This is a genomic window from Thermomonas carbonis, from assembly GCF_014396975.1.
Lineage (GTDB): Bacteria > Pseudomonadota > Gammaproteobacteria > Xanthomonadales > Xanthomonadaceae > Thermomonas > Thermomonas carbonis.
Map to the genome: position 1 here is coordinate 109762 of NZ_CP060719.1, position 20059 is coordinate 129820.

At 65.1% G+C, this 20059-nt stretch carries 23 protein-coding genes and 1 pseudogene; 6 read left to right on the top strand and 18 right to left on the bottom strand.

The genetic code is table 11. From position 1 onward, the window contains the following. Positions 1-13: 13 nt before the first annotated feature. The 6 genes and pseudogenes from H9L16_RS16415 to H9L16_RS00550 form a co-directional block, all read right to left on the bottom strand. Positions 14-115, bottom strand: a pseudogene (locus tag H9L16_RS16415) (hypothetical protein); the annotation flags it as partial. After that, the gene (locus H9L16_RS00530; protein WP_187552691.1) at positions 73-894 is read right to left on the bottom strand and encodes a hypothetical protein; all 822 of its coding nucleotides are present in this window, start codon (positions 892-894) and stop codon (positions 73-75) included. The gene H9L16_RS00530 and the pseudogene H9L16_RS16415, both read right to left, overlap by 43 nt. A gap of 7 nt (positions 895-901) precedes the next feature. Next, entirely contained in the window at positions 902-1471 is a 570-nt protein-coding gene (locus H9L16_RS00535) for a pilus assembly PilX family protein (protein ID WP_187552692.1), read from the bottom strand. After that, complete coding sequence (locus H9L16_RS00540) at positions 1468-2328, bottom strand: PilW family protein (protein ID WP_187552693.1); 861 nt, start codon at positions 2326-2328, stop codon at positions 1468-1470. Before H9L16_RS00540 ends, H9L16_RS00535 begins: the two co-directional genes overlap by 4 nt. Next, complete coding sequence (pilV, locus tag H9L16_RS00545; RefSeq protein ID WP_187552694.1) at positions 2325-2741, bottom strand: type IV pilus modification protein PilV; 417 nt, start codon at positions 2739-2741, stop codon at positions 2325-2327. Before pilV ends, H9L16_RS00540 begins: the two co-directional genes overlap by 4 nt. Positions 2742-2803: 62 nt before the next feature. Next, positions 2804-3295, bottom strand: a complete 492-nt coding sequence (locus H9L16_RS00550) for a GspH/FimT family pseudopilin (RefSeq protein ID WP_187553973.1) — start codon at positions 3293-3295, stop codon at positions 2804-2806. Between the two features lie 87 nt (positions 3296-3382). Here H9L16_RS00550 and H9L16_RS00555 point away from each other — a divergent pair, with 87 nt between their 5' ends. After that, positions 3383-4459 carry a sensor histidine kinase gene (locus H9L16_RS00555; protein ID WP_187552695.1) on the top strand — a complete coding sequence of 359 codons (1077 nt, stop codon included), beginning with the start codon at positions 3383-3385 and terminating at the stop codon, positions 4457-4459. A gap of 17 nt (positions 4460-4476) precedes the next feature. Here H9L16_RS00555 and ppnN read toward each other — a convergent pair whose 3' ends face one another. From ppnN to grxD, 5 genes are all read right to left on the bottom strand, one after another. Continuing rightward, entirely contained in the window at positions 4477-5871 is a 1395-nt protein-coding gene (gene ppnN / locus H9L16_RS00560; RefSeq protein WP_187553974.1) for a nucleotide 5'-monophosphate nucleosidase PpnN, read from the bottom strand. Positions 5872-5998: 127 nt separating this feature from the next. Beyond that, positions 5999-9355, bottom strand: a complete 3357-nt coding sequence (locus H9L16_RS00565) for a TonB-dependent receptor (RefSeq protein ID WP_187552696.1) — start codon at positions 9353-9355, stop codon at positions 5999-6001. Between the two features lie 214 nt (positions 9356-9569). After that, positions 9570-10163, bottom strand: a complete 594-nt coding sequence (locus tag H9L16_RS00570; protein WP_187552697.1) for a MarC family protein — start codon at positions 10161-10163, stop codon at positions 9570-9572. A 9-nt stretch (positions 10164-10172) separates the two neighbouring features. Continuing rightward, positions 10173-10895 (bottom strand): SDR family NAD(P)-dependent oxidoreductase, encoded by a 723-nt coding sequence (locus H9L16_RS00575; RefSeq protein ID WP_187552698.1) that lies wholly within the window; start codon positions 10893-10895, stop codon positions 10173-10175. Then, on the bottom strand, positions 10892-11209 hold the full coding sequence (gene grxD, locus H9L16_RS00580) for a Grx4 family monothiol glutaredoxin (protein ID WP_187552699.1): 318 nt from the start codon (positions 11207-11209) through the stop codon (positions 10892-10894). The genes H9L16_RS00575 and grxD overlap by 4 nt, the downstream gene beginning before the upstream one ends. 148 nt (positions 11210-11357) lie before the next feature. Here grxD and H9L16_RS00585 point away from each other — a divergent pair, with 148 nt between their 5' ends. Beyond that, positions 11358-11936 carry a superoxide dismutase gene (locus H9L16_RS00585; RefSeq protein ID WP_187552700.1) on the top strand — a complete coding sequence of 193 codons (579 nt, stop codon included), beginning with the start codon at positions 11358-11360 and terminating at the stop codon, positions 11934-11936. Positions 11937-12112: 176 nt separating this feature from the next. Beyond that, a complete protein-coding gene (locus H9L16_RS00590) occupies positions 12113-12541 on the top strand; it encodes a hypothetical protein (RefSeq protein WP_229796492.1) in 429 nt (142 codons plus the stop codon). Positions 12542-12609: 68 nt separating this feature from the next. Here the strand turns inward: H9L16_RS00590 and H9L16_RS00595 are convergent, their stop codons facing one another. Both H9L16_RS00595 and purE read right to left on the bottom strand, forming a co-directional pair. Further along, positions 12610-13752, bottom strand: coding sequence for a 5-(carboxyamino)imidazole ribonucleotide synthase (locus H9L16_RS00595; protein ID WP_187552701.1), 1143 nt, complete (start codon positions 13750-13752; stop codon positions 12610-12612). Positions 13753-13765: 13 nt separating this feature from the next. After that, entirely contained in the window at positions 13766-14284 is a 519-nt protein-coding gene (gene purE, locus H9L16_RS00600) for a 5-(carboxyamino)imidazole ribonucleotide mutase (protein ID WP_187552702.1), read from the bottom strand. 84 nt (positions 14285-14368) lie between these two features. Between purE and H9L16_RS00605 the strand changes: the two genes are divergently transcribed. Then, entirely contained in the window at positions 14369-14638 is a 270-nt protein-coding gene (locus H9L16_RS00605; RefSeq protein ID WP_187552703.1) for a Trm112 family protein, read from the top strand. After that, positions 14635-15513 (top strand): carboxylating nicotinate-nucleotide diphosphorylase, encoded by an 879-nt coding sequence (gene nadC, locus H9L16_RS00610; RefSeq protein WP_187552704.1) that lies wholly within the window; start codon positions 14635-14637, stop codon positions 15511-15513. Before H9L16_RS00605 ends, nadC begins: the two co-directional genes overlap by 4 nt. A gap of 4 nt (positions 15514-15517) precedes the next feature. Here the strand turns inward: nadC and H9L16_RS00615 are convergent, their stop codons facing one another. Continuing rightward, positions 15518-16282 (bottom strand): FHA domain-containing protein, encoded by a 765-nt coding sequence (locus tag H9L16_RS00615; RefSeq protein ID WP_187552705.1) that lies wholly within the window; start codon positions 16280-16282, stop codon positions 15518-15520. A 60-nt stretch (positions 16283-16342) separates the two neighbouring features. Here H9L16_RS00615 and H9L16_RS00620 point away from each other — a divergent pair, with 60 nt between their 5' ends. Further along, positions 16343-16681 (top strand): DUF3301 domain-containing protein, encoded by a 339-nt coding sequence (locus tag H9L16_RS00620; protein WP_187552706.1) that lies wholly within the window; start codon positions 16343-16345, stop codon positions 16679-16681. 107 nt (positions 16682-16788) lie between these two features. On the opposite strand, the gene H9L16_RS00625 is transcribed toward H9L16_RS00620, so the two are convergent. From H9L16_RS00625 to H9L16_RS00640, 4 genes are all read right to left on the bottom strand, one after another. Beyond that, positions 16789-17259: a ClpXP protease specificity-enhancing factor gene (locus tag H9L16_RS00625; RefSeq protein WP_229796493.1), complete on the bottom strand. Its 471-nt coding sequence runs from the start codon at positions 17257-17259 to the stop codon at positions 16789-16791. 12 nt (positions 17260-17271) lie between these two features. Beyond that, positions 17272-17907, bottom strand: a complete 636-nt coding sequence (locus H9L16_RS00630; protein ID WP_187553977.1) for a glutathione S-transferase N-terminal domain-containing protein — start codon at positions 17905-17907, stop codon at positions 17272-17274. 111 nt (positions 17908-18018) lie between these two features. After that, a complete protein-coding gene (locus H9L16_RS00635) occupies positions 18019-18780 on the bottom strand; it encodes a cytochrome c1 (protein ID WP_187552707.1) in 762 nt (253 codons plus the stop codon). After that, the gene (locus H9L16_RS00640; protein ID WP_187552708.1) at positions 18773-20056 is read right to left on the bottom strand and encodes a cytochrome b; all 1284 of its coding nucleotides are present in this window, start codon (positions 20054-20056) and stop codon (positions 18773-18775) included. The genes H9L16_RS00635 and H9L16_RS00640 overlap by 8 nt, the downstream gene beginning before the upstream one ends. Between the last annotated feature and the right edge of the window lie 3 nt (positions 20057-20059).

Below are 20059 nucleotides of genomic sequence, written 5' to 3' on the forward strand. Positions count from 1 at the left end.
AGGTTTCTTCATTACCGTCACCGGTGCTCGTGCAATCCCGGGAAGAGTCACTGCTTGGCGCGTTGCTCCGGTTCACATACAGGTCTGCCCCCGTCCGCGACCATTTGTCCCCCACCAATCGTCCCCGTGGGTGCCACCGTAAGTAGTCACGTCCAGAACTGCCGTGCCTGCCGGCACATTGAAGCTGTAGGCCGTACCCCAACCCCCGTCCGAGTCCAAGTCGCTCCTGGGGAATCCCGACGGCACGGTGATCGTCTCGGACACCGTTCCCCACGGGCCACGCACGATGCCCCCGCCTGCGGCAGTTGTCCTGATCTCGTAGCGCCAGTAATTTTCAACGTTACCGATATACGCCGCCGTGTTGTCGGTAGTGTTCTTGGGAACGTAGAAAATCTGCTTGTTGTTGCCCAGGTTGATGCTGCCGCTCGCCAGGTCGACGTCGGTGTACGCGGACGTGTAGGACGTGCCCCCCGTCATGTCGCTACCGCCCGCCGTAACCCAGGGCTGATAGGTCAGCGTGGGGTTGTAGTAGAGCCCGTTGGTGCGGTAGTTCTGGTCGTAGATGCCGATCGGGTTCGAGTCGGTGTTGCCGTAGTCGGCATCACCGCCGCTCGCCAGGTTATCGGCAGTCTGCACGCTCTCGAAGTCGTTAGGCCCGGTGATGCGGGTGACATCCAGGCTGTACATGTAGCGCCATGCCATGGAGCCGGAGTCATCCAGGATGAACAGGATGTTCGGCGCGACCCGGTTGCCGGTCGTCAGTGGCTCGTCAGGCACCTGGATCCCGGCATTGACGGGCAATGCCATCAGTGTGGCCAAGAAGGCAGCCGGAGCCGCTCCCCACCAGGCACCGGGGATCGATAGTAGACGCTTGCGCGGGAAACGGGTCTTCATGAGTGCCTCACAACCGCGGCAAGCGGTAGATGACGTCGGTTTGCAGGGTGACATTGGCGCGGCCGGCGGCGGCGCTGCGTGCGGTAATGCGGAACAGCGGACCCATCGAGGTGGTATCCGAAGCAGGAATGACGCCGCCCGCTTCCTTGTGGGCCTGGTTCATGCCGAGATATTCGACCCAGTACCAGCTCTCCGTGTTCGGCACCTTGGGATCGGTGGCACCAAGCGTCGGGCCCTGCCGCCACGTCACCGTGGCATCAGACTGCAGCTTGTTCCAGTGGCAGATGCCGAAATTAGTGCAACTGGCATCGTCGGGCTCTTCCACGTCCCACCTTTTAGCGCCCACACCTGCATCAAGCTGCTCGCGCGCGAACAGCAATGCCTGCTCAGCCGCTTGCTGCGCCAGATTCCGGTCGTACATGTTGGCGCTCATGCGCTCCTGCATGGCGGAACTGCGCAGGACCGCAAGGCCAAGCAGCGACATCACGACCAGCAAGATCAGCACGACAAGCAGCGAGACGCCCGCCTGATGGCGCGCACCGGGGGCGAGCGAGTTGTTTTTACGAACTGCGTTCATGGAATCCGGCTCCTGACGCCAACCGTGGTCTGGGCATTTCGGGTGATCGAGTTGGAAGATCCGCCGACTTCCTGCAGCGTCTCGGCGCGAACCTGGAACGCAACACGTGCGGCGTCGACGTAGTTGAAATCAGTCGGTGCAGCCACGTATGCATTGGGATTGCCACCGGAGAACTGGTGGTAGCTCAGCGCAAGGTTCTGCACGCCCGTCGCAACCTGTTCGTTGGCACCGCCATTCCGCGATACCACCAAGGCATCGCCGGCGACCTGCCAGCGTGTGTTGCGGAAATGAGCGATGGAAATGCTGCCTGGCGCAGCGCGCTCGGTATCCGCAGGATTGAACTCGAGTGGAGTAGCGAAGTTCACGGTCTGGCCAGAGACCGAGCCGACCGTTGCGAACCCGGCCATCGCGCCATTGCAGACCATCACGACATCGTCTGCCTCGAACACATCGGAGGGGGTGAAGCCGGCAACGGTGACCAACGTGACGGAATTGGCGGTTGCGGCACTGACACGGTAGGACTGGTCCTCCGCAGAACGCGTCGTCACCGCTGTCGCGTTACCGGTCACCGGCGCGCGGTAATCGACGCTGTTGGCATCCGTCCCGAGAACCTGACCCTCGTCCGTGCATGCCGACGTGCCAGCCGAGCGGATGTCGCGGGACATCATCTCGTAGGCCACGCGCGCACCTTCCTGCACGCGGTTGAGGCCCTCATTGGAGCGGTAGGAGCGCTGGTTGGACTGGAACACGGCAATCGCCGCGCCCAGCACGATGAGACCCAACGCCATCGCAACCATGAGCTCGATCAGGCTGAAGCCGGCTGCCGGATGCCGCAACGAGGAAATGCGCGTCTTCACAGGATGCGTGCCTCCGTCACCAATTGCCGCGCGCTCAGACCACCGGCGCGCGAGTCGTCCCATTCCACCGTGATCACGCAGGCAGCCGGGCAACCGGTGATGGTGCCGCAGGTGCTGGCACCACCGCGGATGGTGCCCTGCAAGGCAGTGACCCAGTTATCCAGGTCATTTCCCGCCAAGGTGGCACCGCCGGTGGCGGAGCAACGCTTGCCCCCCGTGTTGTAACTGGCTGCGTTGGCCGAGTTGGCACGCATGGCTTCGATGATCGCATTGGTCTGCATCACTGCCTGGCTGGTCTCCAGCGAACTCTGACCACCCTGCAACGCTGTCGACTGCATGGCGGCAACCCCAAGCAGGCCGATCCCCAGAACCAGCACAGAGACCAGGACTTCGATCAGGCCCACGCCGCGCATGCGCGCCGGAGACGCGACTAGCGCTCCACAACGATTGGACCTGGATGGGATGTGGGATTTCATCAGCATGTACCCTTCGCATTGCTTACAAGGCCACTGACCATCACCGTGACCGCGTACTGGGAGTAGGAGTTGCTCAGCGGCACACAAGCCTGTGCGTTGATGACACCCGAAGGGCGGAACACGATGCCGTTAGCCGGCCCGGTGACCGACACGCCGCTCGAAGCCCCCGTGCTTCGGATGACTGCCGGGTCATCCGCAGTGGGTGCGGAGTGCACGACGACAATCTCGCTCCAATCGGTCGATGTACAAGCAGCGTTGCCGCACACACTCACCCGCGCATTGCGCCGCACCGCTTCCGACCTGGCGATCTGCAGCGCCGCGGTCAACTCACCGGCAGTACTGCTGACCCGGTAGGTATTGACCAAGGCAGTCATGCTGGGCGCTGCGACAACTGCCAGGACGCCCATGACCGCCACAGCGACCAACAACTCCACCAAGGTGAAGCCTTGCGGCAGCGGGCGTTGCTGTGGTGGAACGCGTTGACGCGACATGAAGCCTCCGGCACTAGGCGATGACAACCTTAACGATACCCTGTCTGCCGTCGCTATCGCCGACCGACGGGCGGAGCCCCCGCCTGCATGGGCGGCGGGTTCAACCACACAGAACCGGCCAAACTGGCTCACGGACACCTGCAACGGACCGACTTGGACAGCACCTCCCACCCGCTCAGCGCGCTCTGGCGCCCACCTGCCCTGATGGCCGTCGTGCTCGGCGGGGAAGCGCTTGCCTTGATCCTGGCGTTGGCACCCGCACAACCCGAAGGGGGACGACTGGTGCAGTTCGGGCTGGCCTCCTTTGGCATCCAATGGATCGGCCTTGGGACGCTCAGCCTTCTCTGGCTCCTGCGCAGGCCGTTGGGCATGCTTCCGCGATTAGCGCTTGCTTGGGCCTGCCTGGCACAACTGCTTCTGATGACGCTGTTGGTGGCGATGGCTGCGTGGAAGATACTTGGTGAAAGCGCAGTTATGGGAGGAGCAGGCCCCGTTCTGGTCTGGCGAATGCTTGCGATTGCGCTGGTGGTGGGCCTGATCGGCCTGATTGCATTCCAGAATTACTCGGAGGCGCGCAGACTCGCCGTCCGCGCCAAGCAACTTGAACTGGAAGCCCTGCAGGCGCGGATCCGCCCGCACTTCCTGTTCAACACCCTCAATACCGGCGCCGCGCTGGTGCACGCCAGGCCGGCTGACGCGGAACGGCTGCTGCTGGACCTCGCCGACCTGTTCCGCTGCGCGCTGCGCGGTCCACAGCAAATTCCTCTGGCCGAGGAACTGGCGCTCGCCCGCCGCTACCTGGAGATCGAGGCGTTGCGTTTCGGCGATCGCCTGCGGCTTGGCTGGGTCGTGCCGGAGACCATGCCGGAGGTGCTAGTGCCATCGCTATCGATTCAGCCGCTGGCGGAGAACGCGATCCGCCACGGCATCGAGCGAAGACCGGATGGCGGGGCGGTGGATGTGGCGGTGCACCTGCACGCAGACCGGGTGGAGATCACCGTCGCCAACGACATGCCCGGCACGGCGGGCGGCGGCGGCGGCCATGCCATCGGGCTGGCCTCCGCGCGCGAACGCGTGCATGCACTCACGGATGGACGCGGGCGGGTGGAATCCAGGATCGAGGACGGTCGCTATATCGCCAGCGTGCACCTGCCGCTGGCGTAGCGAAACACCAGAGGGGCTTAGGTCACCACCCGATAGCAGGGCTTGTAGTCACCGGCGATCTTCATCCGGCGCTGCTCGACAAACGCACGAAGCAGTGCGTCCAGCGCCTGCATGATGTCCGGGTCGCCATGTATCTCGAACGGTCCGTAGGCCTCGATCCGGCGCAGGCCGTCCTCCTTGACGTTGCCGGCGACGATGCCGGAGAACGCGCGACGCAGGTCGGCGGCGAGTTCGTGCGGCTTGCGGCCATGATGCAGGTCGAGCGCGGCCATCGCTTCATGGGTGGGCGCGAACGGCTGCTGGAACGCCAGCGGCACGTGCATCGCCCAGTTGAAGAAGAACGAATCCTTCTGCTCGACGCGCTGCTCGCGGACCTTGCGGATCCCGGCGGCCATGTGCTGCGCGACCGTGGCCGGGTCGGCGACGACGATTTCGTAGAGCTCGGCCGCGGCATCGCCCAGGGTCAGGCGGATGAACCTGTCGATCTGCTCGAAGTACGGCGCGGCACCGGTCGGGCCGGTCAGGATCAGCGGGAAGCGGCGGCCGGCGTTTTCCTCGCGCAGCAGGATGCCGAGCAGGTACAGGATTTCCTCGGCGGTGCCCACGCCGCCCGGGAACACGATGATGCCGTGGGCCATGCGGACGAAGGCCTCCAGGCGCTTCTCGATGTCCGGCATGATCACCAGGTGGTTCACGATCGGGTTCGGCGATTCCGCCGCGATGATCCCCGGTTCGGTGATGCCGATATAGCGCGTGCGCCGGCGACGCTGCTTGGCGTGGGCGATGGTGGCGCCCTTCATCGGCCCCTTCATCGCGCCCGGTCCGCAACCGGTGCAGATGTCCAGCCCGCGCAGGCCCAACTCGTAACCGACCTGCTTGGTGTAGACGTATTCCTCGCGGCCGATCGAGTGGCCGCCCCAGCACACCACCAGGTTGGGGTCGGTGGGATGCAGGACGCGTGCGTTGCGCAACAGGCGGAATACCGCATCGGTGATGCCGGCGGTGGTTTCGAGGTCGGCCTCGTATTCCGGGCCGAGCTCGATCGCGGTGTAGGCGAGGTCGCGCACCACCGCGAACAGCAGTTCCGCCACGCCGCGGATGATCTGGCCATCGACGAAGGCCATCGCCGGCGCGTTGAGCAGGTCGATGCGCATGCCGCGATCCTGCTGGTTTACCTGGATGTCGAAGTCGGGATAGAGCTCCTGCGCGGCGCGCGGATCATCGGACGCGCTGCCGCTGGTCAGCACTGCCAGCGCGCAGCGGCGCAACAGGTCGTGCATGCCTCCGGAGGCGTCGCGCAGGCGCGCGACCTCCTCGCGGGACAGGATGTCCAGCCCACCCTTCGGGTAGATCTGCGCATCGACGGTAGGAAGGGTGGAAACGGGGATTTGTACGGCCGCGCCCTGCGGCATGTGGTTGATGTCATTCATAGACCGCGCACTTTAGCGCAGCCGACCGGCATGGCGCACGCCGTACGCCACAAACGAAAACGGCCGGGTTTCCCCGGCCGTTTCGTCGATCACATCCTGACCGTGGAGATCAGAACTCGTACTTCAGGCCCACCTGGATCGACCACTGCGAGATGCCGTTGGTCTGGCGGTCGGCATCGGTTGGCACCACCAGCGCGCTGGCCTGGCCGAACTCGGTACCGCTGCGGTAGCCGTACACGTACTTGCCGTTGTAGATGCCACGCAGGCTGGCGACGGCAAGGTTCGCGTTGAAGCCATAGTCGATGATGTGGCCCCAATCCTTGTTCAGCAGGTTGCCGACGTTCTGGATATCGACCCACAGCTTGGACTTGTGGCCCTTGAAGAAGCCCGGCAGTTCCTGGCTGATGCGCAGGTCGAAGGTGTTGACCCAACCGGCGCGGAAGGCGTTCTCGGCTGCGTACGTCCCCTTGTAGCCCTGCAGGCCTTCCTGGGTCGCGAACCAGTCCCAATAGCGCTGTTCCATCACCGGATCCGCGGTGAACACGCCAGCCGAGCTTAGGTTGCCGAACAACACGTCGCCCGGGCCTGCGGGCACGTAGAACAGGTCGTTGAACGTACGGGCATCGCCGTTCGCGTCGCCGGCGAAGATGTAGCTGAAGGGGCGACCGCTGCGTCCTTCGTACACGAGGCCCACCTGGGTTTCGTAATCACCGAAGAACGCGTGCTTCCAGTTCAGGGCACCGGTGAAACGGTCCTTGATTTCGTAGCGAGCGGTGCTGACCGACTCTTCGTTGATGTTGAAGCCCAACTGGCCGCCGTAGCCGGAACCGGCGGTCGAACTGGTCAGCGCGCCCACTTCCTCGGCATTGGTGTAGGTGTAGCCCAGGGTCCAGGACCAGTCGCTATCCACAGAGAACGGCTTGCTCAGCGAGACGGTCAGCTGCTCGCTCCTGCCCATGCCGGTGTTTTCCAGCAGGTAGACGTCGCCGAAGTAGCTGTTGTTGCCGAAGCGCGAACCGGTGAACGGGCGGTTGTTGGTGGCCGGGTTCCAGTACAGGGTGCGGCCATCGGGACCGGTGAAGCCCGGGCCGACGTTGAGACTGCGATAGAAGATGCCGTTCTTGATGTTGCTCACCAGCACTTCCGCCGAACCCACGATGCCGTACCACGGCAGCTCATGCTCGAACGCCAGGTTGGCCTTCCACACCGACGGCAGGTCGAAGTCTTCCGTGATCACGTTGACGTTGCGGATGCCCCTGCCGTCCGGCGGAATCGAAGGATTCAGGCCATCCGGGCTGAAGTTGATGCCGTTGGCGCAACCGCCGGTCGGCAGCGGCACGCACTGGATCCGCGACGAGCTGCTCGCGGAGAAAGAGCCGGGGGTGCCGTAGGCGATGTAATTCAGGCCGGTGTTGCTGTAGGCATTGCCCACCCACACCTGCGGGGCGTCGCCCTGGAACAGGCCGATGCCGCCGCGCAGCTGGGCCGGACGCTCCCAGTCGAAGGTGTAGTTGAAGCCGAAGCGCGGCTGGATGATGAAGCCGCCACCGTAGGTCCGCGTGTTGTCCAGTCCGAAACCACCGTTCGGGCAGGCGGCCGGGCCGGTACCGTTGGCGACGCGGGCGGTGGCGAAGCACGCGTTGAAGGTCGGATCCGGCGAGGCCTTCGGGCGGTCGCCGCGCAGACCCATGGTCAGGGTCAGGTTGGAATTGACGTACCAGGTGTCCTGCACGAACAGACCGAGGCCCTTGTTGCTGTACTGCGCAGCAATTCCATCCGGATCAGCCGGGTTGGCCTGCAGGTCGTAATCGAAGTAGATGCCGTTGCGCAGGTTGCTGAAGTCCTGCACGCCATCGACGATCGGCACGTAGAAGCTGTAGTTGCCCCAGGCGTCCTGCAGGAAGAAGTTGTAGATCTCGTTGTCGTTGTACTCGAAGCCGAACTTCAGGTCGTGGTCGCCCAACGTCCAGGTGGCGGCACCGAAGTAGTTCCAGGTCTCGGTCTGCAGGGCGTTGCCCATCGAGCTGCGCTCGGTACCGAGGCGGATGAAATCGACCGAGGTGTTCGGCGCATCGACCACATTGTCGTTGTCGTCGAAGTACACGGTGATGGCAGGTGCCGTGGTCGGGTTGACGCGGATCGCGGAGTAGTCGCGATAGGACACCTTGAACTCGGTCGAGAAGGTGTCGGTCCAGTCGCTGAACACCTGGCCGACGTAGCTTTCCACCGACTTCACGTGGTTGTACCAGCTCGAGCTCAGGGCCAGGCCACTTGCGCTGGAACCTTCCGGGCGCACCCGGGTCTGCTCGAGATTGCTGTAGCGGAAGCTGGCGCGATGGTTGTCGTTGATGTTCCAGTCGAGCTTGACCGCGTATTCCTCGAGCTCGGTATCGCCATTGCCTTCAAGGCCGCCGGTGTCGATGCCCCAGACATTGCTGAAGATGTCCTGGACGGTCGCCAGGTCGGTGGCGTCGAAATCGCCACCGGAGAACAGCGGCGTATTGCTGATATCAGGCGTGGGCTGACCGCGCTTGTACTTCTCGTAGTTGGCGAAGAAAAACAGCTTGTCCTTGACGATCGGGCCACCCAGGGTAAAACCGTAGGTCTCTTCACCAGTGAACTCGGCGAAAGGCGCGCGGGTCTGCGGGTGGTCGCCGAACCAGTCGCCGTCGCGCATGTTGCCGTACAGCGAGCCATGGAACTCGTTGGTACCCGACTTGGTCACCGCGTTGACGTTCGCGCCGGCCGCGCCGGAGATGGTCACGTCGAAGTTCGACAGGCTGATGTCGAGGGCTTCGATGGCTTCCATCGACACCGGCTGGCGCATGGTCGGCATGTTGTTGCCTTCCAGGCCGAAGGTATCGCTGGCGGAAACGCCGTCGATGGTGACCTTGTTGAAGCGCGGGTTCATGCCACCGGCGCTGATGTTGCCCGAGGCGCGATCGGTGAAGGCCACGCGCGGGTCGAGGCGCATGAAGTCCTGGATGTTGCCGTTGATCGACGGCAGGTTCTTGATGTCGTTCTGGTCGACGCTGGTGCCCGAGCCCATCTTGGTGGCGGAGAACACCGAGGTGCCGGCGGAGGCAACCGCCTGCACGGTGCCGAGGGTGGTCACGCTGTTGTTGAGCTGGCCATCGACCGTGCTGATCTGGTTGAGACTCAGGTAAACGTTTTCTTCGCTGTCGCTGCCGGCACCGGCCTTGTTGATGACGATGGTGTACGGACCACCGACGCGCAGGCCACGCGCGTTGTAGCGGCCGGACGCATCGGTGACCGCGCGGCTGACCGTGCCGGATTCGGCATGGGTGATGGTGACTTCGGCGCCTGCCACCGGCTGACCGTCGCTACCGACGACCTGACCGCCGACACCGGCGGAGGTGCTCTGGGCGAAAGCGGGAGCCGCGGCGAGCGCGACCAACAAGCCAAGCGAGAGCTTCGACAGCCGCACGCGATTCGGGTGATTCATGGTGTTGACCTCGATGAACATGGAAAGAAACGACGGACAGTGAACGGCTCGGGCCGACACGTCCGTCCTGCGACGGTTGTCGGCGAATACTGGTGGCCCCCTGAACCCATACTGGAACGGATGGGTTCACTAAAGTTTAACACGGTATCTCTGGCGCATGACGGCTTCATGACAGCCGCAACACTGCGACAGGCGTCGAAGAATTCGAGCCTATTCAGGCAGTTGCGCGGAGGTATCCGGAGAAACCATCGAGCAACATCTGCACCGAGATCGCCACGATGACCATGCCCATCAGCCGCTCGATTGCGGTCAGCACGCGCGTCCCGAGCCACTTCTTCAAGTAGGTCGCGGAGAACAGGATCGCCGCGGTGGCGGCCCAGGCGATGCTGAGGGCCAGCATCCAGTCACCCATCCGGCCCGGCTCCTGGCTGCCCAGCAGCATCACCGCCGCCATCCCGGAAGGTCCGGCAATCATCGGGATGGCGATGGGGACAATGAAAGGCTCGCCATCGGGCAGCTCACCCATGATCCCGTCCACCGGCGGGAAGATCATCCGCAGGCCGATCAGGAACAGCACGATGCCACCGGCGATCGAGACCGACTCCTGGCGCAGGTGCATGAGTTCAAGCGCGTATTGCCCACCCCACAGGAACAGCATCAGCACGCCCAGCGCAATCAGCAACTCGCGCGCCAGCACGCGTCGCTGGCGTGCCGGCGGCAGATCCTTGAGCAGACCCAGGAATACCGGGATGTTGCCCAGCGGATCCAGGATCAGGAACAGCAGCAACGCGGCCGAGGCGATGGTCATGGGCGGGAATCAGGACGCGTCGACGATCCGGCCACGCGATGCGGAACCGACGGGCGACAGCAACTCGACGCATGCAGCGGCGTAGTCTGCGGGAGCGCGCGCTTCGGCATCGGCGTTCGGCTGGTAGGCCTTGCCGCGCAGTGCGGTACGCATCGGCCCGGGGCGGAAACCGCTGATGCACGGTCCGTGTTCGCCCAGCTCCGCCTGCAGCATCGACACCATGCTTGCTTGCGCCGACTGGGCCAGGCCATAGCCGCCCCAGAAGGCACCGTCGGTACGCGCCGGATCGTCCAGCGCGAACACCACCGCGCCGGCATCGGACCTGGCGAGGAGCGGCAGGCAGGCCTGGGTGAGCCACCAGCGCGCGGTCAGATCGACATGGATCGCGCGGGCGAAGTCGGCCGGGTCGGTATGCAGCAGCGGGGTCAGGCCCTTGAACTCGGCGGCGCAGTGGAGCATGCCGTCGAGGCGGCCCAGTTCGGTCTCGATGCGTCCCGCGAGCTCGTCGTAGTCGTCCGGCGTCGCACCCACCAGGTCGAGCGGGTATAGCACCGGCTCAGGGCCAATCGCTTTCACCGCGTCGTACACGCGATTGAGCGCTGCCACCTTGCGGCCAAGCAGCACGACCGTGGCCCCCGCCTGCGCGCAAGCCACGGACGCGGCCGAGCCGAGGCCGCCGGCGGCACCGGCGACCAGAACCACGCGCCCCTCGAGCGACGTGGTGTTGCTCACGCCTTGTGCGCGTCCGCGACGATGCGGGCGAGCTCGCCGGATTCGGACAGTTCGACGGTGATGTCGCAACCGCCGATCAACTCACCGTTGATGAAGAGCTGCGGGAAAGTGGGCCAATCCGAGAAGCGCGGCAGGTTCGCGCGGATCTCCGGCTCTTCCAGCACATTTACCGTATGCAGCTGCGCGCCGGCCGCCTTCAGCGCCTGCACCGAGCGACTGGAAAAGCCGCACATCGGGAACTGCGGCGTGCCCTTCATGAACAGCACGATGGGATGGCCTTCGATCTCGGCCCGGATGCGGTCTTCCACGGACATGGTGCAACTCCTGCAGCGTTCGCCGGTCGCGGGCTTTGACGGCCTGGCGACGGGCGGTGGGGATAGAATGCGCGTTCAGCGACACGCGCATTGTAAGTCTTCGCGCGGCCCCGGCCGCACCCCCGCCACTTCCGACAGGAGCCCGCCCATGGCCATCGAACTGCCAGCCCTGCCCTACGACCGCACCGCACTGGAGCCGCATATCTCCGGCGAGACCATCGACTTCCACTACGGCAAGCACCACAAGACCTACGTGGACAACCTCAACAAGATGATCGAGGGCACCGAGTTCGCCGACATGCCGCTGGAGGAGATCATTCGCAAGTCGCAGGGCGGGATGTTCAATAACGCCGCGCAGATCTGGAACCACACCTTCTACTGGAACTGCCTGAAGCCCGCCGGTGGCGGCGAGCCGACCGGCAAGCTGCTTGATGCGATCAACGCCGCGTTCGGCGACTTCGCCAAGTTCAAGGAACAGTTCACCGACACCTCGATCAAGACCTTCGGTTCCGGCTGGGGCTGGCTGGTGCAGCGCAAGGACGGTTCACTGGCGCTGGCCAGCACCTCCAATGCGGCCACTCCGCTGACCGGCGAAGACACCCCGCTGCTGACCTGCGATGTGTGGGAGCACGCCTACTACATCGATTACCGCAACGCCCGCCCGAAATACCTGGACGCGTTCTGGAACCTGGTGAACTGGGACTTCGTCGCCGGCAACATGAAGTAATCGATCGCGGCTTGTTGTCGTGTCGCCAGAACGGCCGGGGCAACCCGGCCGTTCTGCGTTTACGGGCGACCGGAATTTCCTGTGCACGGGATGAACATCCCAGTCGCCGCCGTCAACGATGCGCGCGCCGGCACCTTTCCGGGGACGTGGTTCCCATCCCGGAAAGGAGTTTCGACATGAGCATGCGCCACGTGATATCCGCCAGCCTGTGCGTCCTCGCCCTCGGTGCAGCGACGACGGCCGATGCCGCGCAACGCCGCGACCGCGACCACAACCCGCCCGGCCCCGCCGGTGGACGCGGTACCAACTGGGAGAACCCGCCGGGCTGGAAGGGCGGACCCGGTGCCTCGCCGGATCGCCGCTGGTACAAGCACCGCGGCAAGCGCTACGAATTCAAGGTCGCCAGGAACGGCTACTACTTCAGCCAGAACTACGGCTACTGGCATCCCCAGCACGGCCTGTGGAACCAGACACGTCGCTGCTGGCTGGACCTGGACAACAATCCGCCCGGTCCGATTGGTGGCCGCGGCACCAACTGGGAAAACCCGCCGGGCTGGAAGGGCGGCCCGGGCGCGTCGCCGGATCGCTATCGTCGCTGCCGCTGAGGCGTTGCCCGCAACGCGACAACGGCCGGATATCCGGCCGTTGTTTTTACGTTTGCCTGATCGCGCGGTCAGTCGCGCAGGCGTGCTATCACCGGCGCGACTTGCGCGTGCCGATCCAGCGCCGCACCAACGCGCATCAGCGCTTCCGCGAGTTCATGGGCAGTGTCGGCACGCAACGTGGCATGCCCAACCTTGCGGCCCGCGCGCGGTTGTTTGCCGTAGTCGTGCCAGTGACCACTCGCTTCGCCGAGCACCGCAGCGGCATCGGGCATCGCACCGATCCAGTTGAGCATGCAGGCCACACCGAGCATGCGCGTGTCACCCAGCGGCAAGCCGAGCACCGCGCGCAGATGGTTCTGGAACTGCGAAGTCTCGCTGCCTTCGATGGTCCAGTGGCCGGAGTTGTGCACGCGCGGCGCCAATTCGTTGGCCAGCAACACGCCATCGCGACAGAACAGCTCCAGCGCGAACACGCCCACGTAGTCCAGCGCCTCGGCGAGCTTGCGTGCATGTGACATCGCGACGGCATTCATCGCGTCATCCACCCGCGCCGGGGCCAGGCTGGCCGATAGCACGCCATCGACATGCCAGTTTTCGGTCAACGGCCAGGCACGGAATTCGCCATCCTGCCCGCGCACCGCGACCACGCTCAACTCGCGCTGGAAGACGACGAAGCCCTCCAGAATCAGGCCGACGGTCCCGGCCTGCGCGCCCAATGCATCCCACGCGGCATCGACATCCGCCGGCGACTTGATCCGGAACTGGCCCTTGCCGTCGTAGCCGAGACGACGCGTCTTCAGGATGCAGGGCGTGCCCAGCTTCACTACGGCCGCATCGAGCGCGGCGCGCGAGTCGATGTCGGCGAAATCCGGCACCGGGATACCGAGTTCGCGGAACAGGGTCTTCTCGGCGAGCCGGTCCTGCGCGACGGCGAGCGCGCGCGGGCTGGGGAACACCGGCACGCGCGTGGCCAGCCACTGCGCGGATTCCGCCGGGACGTTCTCGAAATCGAAGGTGGCCACGTCGATCTTCGACGCGAATTCGGCCAACGCGGCTTCATCGGTGTAATCGCCAACGACCATCGGCGCGAACTGGCCGGCGCAGGCATCGGCCGCGGTATCGAGGACCAGGAAACGCAGACCGAGCGGCGCGGCGGACAGCGCCATCATCCGCGCCAATTGCCCACCGCCGAGGATGCCGACCGTCTTCATGGATGCGTGCGCCCTACTTGCGCGGATCGTCGTTGCGGGCGACGTCGTCGGTCTGCTGCGCGCGGAACGCGTCGAGTGCGTCGCCGATCGCCGAATAGTCGGCCGCGAGCATCGCCGCCGCGAACAGCGCCGCGTTGGCCGCGCCGGCATTGCCGATGGCGAAGGTCGCCACCGGGATCCCGGCCGGCATCTGCACGATCGACAGCAGCGAGTCCATGCCGTTGAGCGCCTTGCTCTGCACCGGTACGCCCAGCACCGGCACCGCGGTCTTGGCGGCGAGCATGCCCGGCAAATGCGCCGCGCCGCCGGCTCCGGCGATGATCGCCCGCAGCCCGCGCGACTTCGCGCTGGCCGCGTAGTCGAACAGCACATCCGGCGTGCGATGCGCCGAAACCACGCGCACCTCGTGCGCAACGCCGAGCGCCTCCAGCCGCAAGGCTGCGTGCTGCATCGTCTCCCAGTCCGAGCGCGAGCCCATCACGATGCCGACGAGTGGCTTGCCTTGATCGATTGCGTCCGCAGTGACTGTCATCTCGATGCCCGGCGCAATCGCGCGTGATTCAAGACGCTATTCTAGCGATCCCACCCGTCATCGGCGCGCGTCGCCCGGAACCGCATGGACCGCAAGCTGCTCGACATCCTCGCCTGCCCCGCCACCCGCATGCCGTTGGCGATGCTGGAAGCCTCCGGATTGGACGCGCTGAACCGCGCGATCGCTTCCGGCAACGTGCATCTCAACGACGAAAGCGTGCAGGCCACGCCGCTCCGCCAAGCACTGGTGACCCGCGACCGCAAGACCGTGTACCGCATCGACGATGGCATCCCGGTGCTGCTGGCCGAGGAAGGCATCGCCACCTCGCAGGTCGCCGATTTCCCCAAGGCATGAGCGCCGGCAACCAGTTCGCAGCGCCCGCGGATGCCGTGATCGCCGCGAATGTCGCCGCCGCGCTGGCTGAGGACATCGGCCCCGGCGACGCCACCGCATCGCTGCTCGATGACGCACCGGATCGCGCCTACCTGCTGTGCAAGGAAGATTGCGTGGTGGCCGGCCGGCCATGGTTCGATGCGGTCCACCACGCACTGGATCGCGCTGCGCGCATCGACTGGCGCTGCAGCGAGGGCGACCGCATCGCCAAGGGCACGGTGATCGCGACGCTGCAGGGCCACAATCGCGCGCTGGTCAGCGCCGAGCGCGCCTCGCTCAATTTCCTGCAGACCTTGAGCGGCACCGCCACCGTCACCGCCCGCTACGTCGACGCCGTGCGCGGCACCGGCACGAAGATCCTCGACACCCGCAAGACCATTCCGGGCCTGCGTTCGGCGCAGAAATACGCGGTCCGGGTCGGTGGCGGCAGCAACCATCGCATCGCCCTGTACGACGCCGTGATGCTCAAGGAAAACCACATTCGCGCATTCGGCTCGGTGGCCGCGGCCATCACCCGCGCCCGCGCGCTGCACCCGGAATTGCCACTGATCGTGGAAGTGGAAACCGTGGCGCAATTGCGCGAGGCCCTGGACACCGGCTGCAGTCGTATCCTCATCGACGATTTCGATGCCGACACCCGCCGTGAAGCAGTGCGCATCGCCAAGGGTGCGCGCTACTCGGGGCGCATCCCTCTGGAAGTCTCCGGCGGCGTGGACATGACCACCCTGCGCGGCATCGCCGAGGACGGCGTGGACTGCATCTCGATCGGCGGACTGACCAAGCACGTGCACGCGATCGACTTCTCGCTGAAGCTGGGCCCGCCGCCGGGCGGTTGATCCCTTAGAGGATCAACCAGGTCGCCAGTGCCGCGCCGGCGAGGAGCGCCGCCAGCAGCCACGGCCAACGCGTACTGCCCACGCGCCTGGAACGCTTGGGCATCACCACCGGCTGTCCGGGCACCAGCAACTGGAAGCGCTCCTTGTCGAAGCTGATCTCGTCGCCGTGCGCGGCGCTGGCGCGGGTGATGCGCTTGCCGTTGATCCACGTGCCATTGGCGGACCCCAGATCCTCCACCAGCACTTCATTGCCCGCAGGCGTCAGGCGCGCGTGTTGCCGGGAGATGCAGTCCAGCGGGATCCGCAGGCCGGCCTCCTCGGCGCGTCCGACCGTGAGGCTTGCCTGCAACGGAAGGCTGCGGCCGAACATGCTGCCGGATACGGCACGCAGGGCGAACTTCGGGATCACCGGGCGCACCATCGTGGCGTTGAGTTCGCCGCGCTCGATGCTGGCCTGACCCAGCAAGGCACGTGGCGATTGGTCACCAACATCGACCAGCCTGATCCGCACGCCGGCCAATCCGAGCACGTCGTTCTCGCGCAGCGCGATCAGCCCGTCCACCGGACGATCGTTGACCAGCACCCGCACACCCGCAGGCACATGCAGCCTCACCCCATGCGACCCGACCAGCAGTTCGCAATGGAGCGGCTCGATTCCCTCCTGCCCCAACGGGATGTCGTTGTCGAGCGCCGAGCCGATCGAGCAACTCCCGTCGTGCAACGTGTACTGCGGCCCTTCGCCGCCCTGGAACACCAGCTTCATTGCCATTTGTGCGCATTCCCCCTGTCCATGCTTGCGCTACGGTCCCGGCACCACCACATTGTGTGGATGCCGACCTTGCTGATTTTAATGATTGTGGGCGTCATCGCCTTCTTCACGTTCTCCGCGGCACGCGCGGCGGCGGAGCGTGCCGCGGAGATCGGGCGCGATGCCTGTCTGGCGGCTGGAGTGCAATGGCTGGATCAGTCGATGCACGCCACCGGCATGCGCCTGCGCCGCAAGGAGGATGGCTGGCTCGGGTTCGAGCGCAGCTATCGCTTCGACTACTCCGAAGATGGCCAGGATCGGCACATCGGCCGGATCGTGCTGCTGGGCGACAAGCTGATCGGGTTCAGCGGTCCCAGTCGCGCCGCGCAGGCGGTGGTGCGGAGCTTTCCGGGAAATTGATCCATCCGGGCCACGTTGGTGCAACCCCTCGTTGCGCAGGTGCCCCCCCTCTGGTTGCCCGCTTCTTCCGGCAAGAGCCAAGGCAGGCACGGGAGCCTGCCCCTACGTCATTTCACGATGCGCAGGTGGCCGCCGCGCTTGGGCGGTTCCGGTGGCGTCTCGGGGGTCTCGGTTGCATCGCCGGACGGGGTCTCCGCGGCCTGTTCGATCTCGACCGCATCCGCCTGTGCCGCGGGTGGCGTGCGCGGCTCGTCCGGCATCGCCATGCCCTGTCCGGTTTCGCGTGAATAGATGGCAATCACCGCTTCAAGCGGCACCATCACGGACTGGCTGACGCCGGCAAAACGGGCGGTGAAGCGAATCGAATCGTTGCCCAGTTCCAGCTTGGCCACGGCACGTTCGGCGATGTTGAGCACGATCCGGCCATCCTTGACCGCATGCGCGGGCACGCGCACGCCGGGCATGCGCGCATCCACCAGCACGTGCGGGGTCATGCCGTTGTCGGCAATCCATTCGTACAGCGCGCGCAACAGGTACGGGCGCTGGCTGGACATCGCGGGCGGGGCCGTTTCGCCCATCTCAATCTTCCGTCACAACGGGAGGTCGCGCAGGGCCTTTTCCTGCTCGGTCAGGCTGCGCAGGAAGCCGGGGTTGCGGAAGATGCGGTTGCCGTAGTCCTCGATCGCCTTGCCGTCCTTCGGCAGCGGGATGCCGAGCGACTGCAGGCGCCAGATGATCGGGGCCATCGCGCAGTCGGCCAGGCTCATTTCCTGGTTGAGAAAGAACTTGCTGGCCTTGAACAGCGGGACCGAGGCGGTGAGCAGTTCCTTCAGCCGCTTGCGCGCGGCCTCCACCTGCTGCTTGTTGCCCATCCGGATCGCCTGCACCTGCGGCACCCAGTCGTGCTCGATGCGCAACATCGCGAGGCGCAGCCGCGCGCGCGACAGCGGATCGACCGGCATCAGCGGCGGATGCGGATAGCGCTCGTCGAGGTATTCGCTGACCACGCTGGCTGCGTACAGGACCAGATCGCGCTCGACCAGGGTCGGCACCGAGTGATAGGGGTTCAGGTCGATCAGGTCTTCCGGCGGGTTCTGCGGATCGACCGAGACGAAGTCGTAGGTGACGCCCTTGGCCGCCAGGACCAGGCGGACGCGGTGGCAAAGGACATCGTCGACCGAGGAAAACAGGGTCAGTGCGTTACGCATCCGCGGACTCACAGCCATCATCAGGACCACTCCTGCGCCCGGGTATCCCGGTCGCACCTGCGCCGCCCGCACGATGCGGACAGCCGCAAAGCGTACTTCACCCTGTTCGTCGCACCTGCCGCCGCCGTGTCAGTGGACGTCCTGCCAGTACTCGTTCTTCAGCAGCCAGGCGAGGAACGCCAGGAAGACCAGGAACAGGATCACCCACACGCCCAGGCTTTCGCGCTTGAGCGCGGCGGGCTCACCGGCGTATTCGAGGAACGCGGTGATGTCGCGCGCGGTCTGGTCGAATGCCTGCGCATCCTGCGTGCCCGCCTGGCTGATGGTGAAGCCCTCGACCGGCAGTTCGCCCGTCGCGGTCTTCTTGCCATGCACCGGCTGCTGCAGGCCCTGCAACTCCCACAACGGGTTCGGCATCGAGGCATTGGCGAAGAGGGTGTTGTTCCAGCCGACCGGACGCGATTCGTCGAGGTAGAACGACTTCAGGTAGGTGTAGATCCAGTCGCTACCGCGCACGCGCGAGATCACGCTCAGATCCGGCGGTGCCTTGCCGAACGCCGCCACGCCCATCGCCGCGGTCATCGGCGAGATCACGTGGTCGCCGATCTTGCCGCCATTGAAGTTGAGGTTGGCCTGCACGTCTTCCTCGGACAGGCCCAGGTCCTCGCCGATGCGGGCGTAGCGCACGTACTTCAGCGAATGGCAGCTGCTGCAGTAGTTCATGTACAACGCCGCGCCGCGCTGCAGCGAGGCCTTGTCGCTCAGGTCGGTACCGGCCTGCTGCACCTTGCCGCCGCCAGCGGCCAGCGCTGTGACGGAAAGCAGGACGCCGGCAGCGAACACCGCCAGGCGGGAAACGAACGCCCGCTTCTTGGAAGGCAAGTTAGTCATGCATCGTCACCCGTTCCGGCACCGGCTTGGTCTTGTCGAGCTTCGTCCACACCGGCATGGTGATGAAGAAGGCGAAGTAGAGGAAGGTCAGCACGCGGCCGATGATGGTTTCAGTTGGATCCGTACCCGGACCGGCACCGATCTTGCCCAGCCACAGGAAGCTGACCGCGAACATCAACAGCATGGACCAGCTCAGCCAGCCGCGGTAGCGATACGACTTCACCGGCGACTTGTCGAGCCAAGGCACCAGGAACAGCACCGCGATGGCACCGAACATCACCAGCACGCCCCACAGCTTGATGCCGAAGAACGACGGCACCACGCGCAACATCGCGTAGTACGGGGTGTAGTACCAGACCGGCTTGATGTGCTCCGGGGTGACCAGCGGGTTGGCCTCGGTGAAGTTGTCGTGCTCCAGGAACCAGCCACCGAATGCCGGTGCATAAAAGATGATGAAGGCCGCGATGACCAGGAAGCAGCAGACGTAGAACGTGTCCTTGACCGTGAAATACGGGTGGAACGGCACGCCGTCGGCGGGTGCGGTCGGCGACCAGCGGTTGCCCTTCGGGCCCTTCTTGATCTCGACGCCGTCCGGGTTGTTGGACCCCACTTCGTGCAGCGCGAAGATGTGCAGCACCACCAGCAGCAACAGCACCAGCGGCAGCGCGATCACGTGCAGCGCGAAGAAGCGGTTGAGGGTGGCATCGCCCGGGTTGTAGTCGCCCATGATCCATTCGGTCAGGCCGGTGCCGATCACCGGGAACGCGCCGAACAGCGAGATGATCACCTTGGCGCCCCAGTAGGACATCTGACCCCACGGCAGCACGTAGCCAAGGAAGGCCTCGGCCATCAGCACCAGGTAGATCAGCATGCCAAGGATCCACACGAGCTCGCGCGGCTTCTTGTACGAGCCGTACATCAGGCCGCGGAACATGTGCAGGTAGACCACGATGAAGAACAGCGACGCACCGGTGCTGTGCATGTAGCGGATCAGCCAGCCCCACTCCACGTCGCGCATGATGTATTCGACCGATGCGAAGGCTTCCGCCGCGCTCGGCTTGAAGTGCATCGTGAGGAAGATGCCGGTGACGATCTGGTTGACCAGCACCACGCTGGCCAGGATCCCGAAGATGTACCAGATGTTGAAGTTCCTCGGCGCGTAGTACTCCGACATGTGCTTGCGGTAGAACGGCATCATGCCGGGCGCGCGCTGGTTGACCCAGTCCATCGCGCCGTTGGCGGCGTCTGTTGCAGTGCGGATCAGAATGTTCGCCATGGC

Coding starts and splice junctions, on each gene's coding strand:
- H9L16_RS00530 (WP_187552691.1), bottom strand. CDS start 894: ATGAAGACCCGTTTCCCGCGCAAGCGTCTACTATCGATCCCCGGTGCC.
- H9L16_RS00535 (WP_187552692.1), bottom strand. CDS start 1,471: ATGAACGCAGTTCGTAAAAACAACTCGCTCGCCCCCGGTGCGCGCCAT.
- pilV (WP_187552694.1), bottom strand. CDS start 2,741: ATGCGCGGCGTGGGCCTGATCGAAGTCCTGGTCTCTGTGCTGGTTCTG.
- H9L16_RS00550 (WP_187553973.1), bottom strand. CDS start 3,295: ATGTCGCGTCAACGCGTTCCACCACAGCAACGCCCGCTGCCGCAAGGC.
- H9L16_RS00555 (WP_187552695.1), top strand. CDS start 3,383: ATGGGCGGCGGGTTCAACCACACAGAACCGGCCAAACTGGCTCACGGA.
- ppnN (WP_187553974.1), bottom strand. CDS start 5,871: ATGCCGCAGGGCGCGGCCGTACAAATCCCCGTTTCCACCCTTCCTACC.
- H9L16_RS00565 (WP_187552696.1), bottom strand. CDS start 9,355: ATGAATCACCCGAATCGCGTGCGGCTGTCGAAGCTCTCGCTTGGCTTG.
- H9L16_RS00570 (WP_187552697.1), bottom strand. CDS start 10,163: ATGACCATCGCCTCGGCCGCGTTGCTGCTGTTCCTGATCCTGGATCCG.
- grxD (WP_187552699.1), bottom strand. CDS start 11,209: ATGTCCGTGGAAGACCGCATCCGGGCCGAGATCGAAGGCCATCCCATC.
- H9L16_RS00585 (WP_187552700.1), top strand. CDS start 11,358: ATGGCCATCGAACTGCCAGCCCTGCCCTACGACCGCACCGCACTGGAG.
- H9L16_RS00590 (WP_229796492.1), top strand. CDS start 12,113: ATGAGCATGCGCCACGTGATATCCGCCAGCCTGTGCGTCCTCGCCCTC.
- H9L16_RS00595 (WP_187552701.1), bottom strand. CDS start 13,752: ATGAAGACGGTCGGCATCCTCGGCGGTGGGCAATTGGCGCGGATGATG.
- purE (WP_187552702.1), bottom strand. CDS start 14,284: ATGACAGTCACTGCGGACGCAATCGATCAAGGCAAGCCACTCGTCGGC.
- H9L16_RS00605 (WP_187552703.1), top strand. CDS start 14,369: ATGGACCGCAAGCTGCTCGACATCCTCGCCTGCCCCGCCACCCGCATG.
- nadC (WP_187552704.1), top strand. CDS start 14,635: ATGAGCGCCGGCAACCAGTTCGCAGCGCCCGCGGATGCCGTGATCGCC.
- H9L16_RS00615 (WP_187552705.1), bottom strand. CDS start 16,282: ATGGCAATGAAGCTGGTGTTCCAGGGCGGCGAAGGGCCGCAGTACACG.
- H9L16_RS00620 (WP_187552706.1), top strand. CDS start 16,343: ATGCCGACCTTGCTGATTTTAATGATTGTGGGCGTCATCGCCTTCTTC.
- H9L16_RS00625 (WP_229796493.1), bottom strand. CDS start 17,259: ATGGGCGAAACGGCCCCGCCCGCGATGTCCAGCCAGCGCCCGTACCTG.
- H9L16_RS00630 (WP_187553977.1), bottom strand. CDS start 17,907: ATGGCTGTGAGTCCGCGGATGCGTAACGCACTGACCCTGTTTTCCTCG.
- H9L16_RS00635 (WP_187552707.1), bottom strand. CDS start 18,780: ATGACTAACTTGCCTTCCAAGAAGCGGGCGTTCGTTTCCCGCCTGGCG.
- H9L16_RS00640 (WP_187552708.1), bottom strand. CDS start 20,056: ATGGCGAACATTCTGATCCGCACTGCAACAGACGCCGCCAACGGCGCG.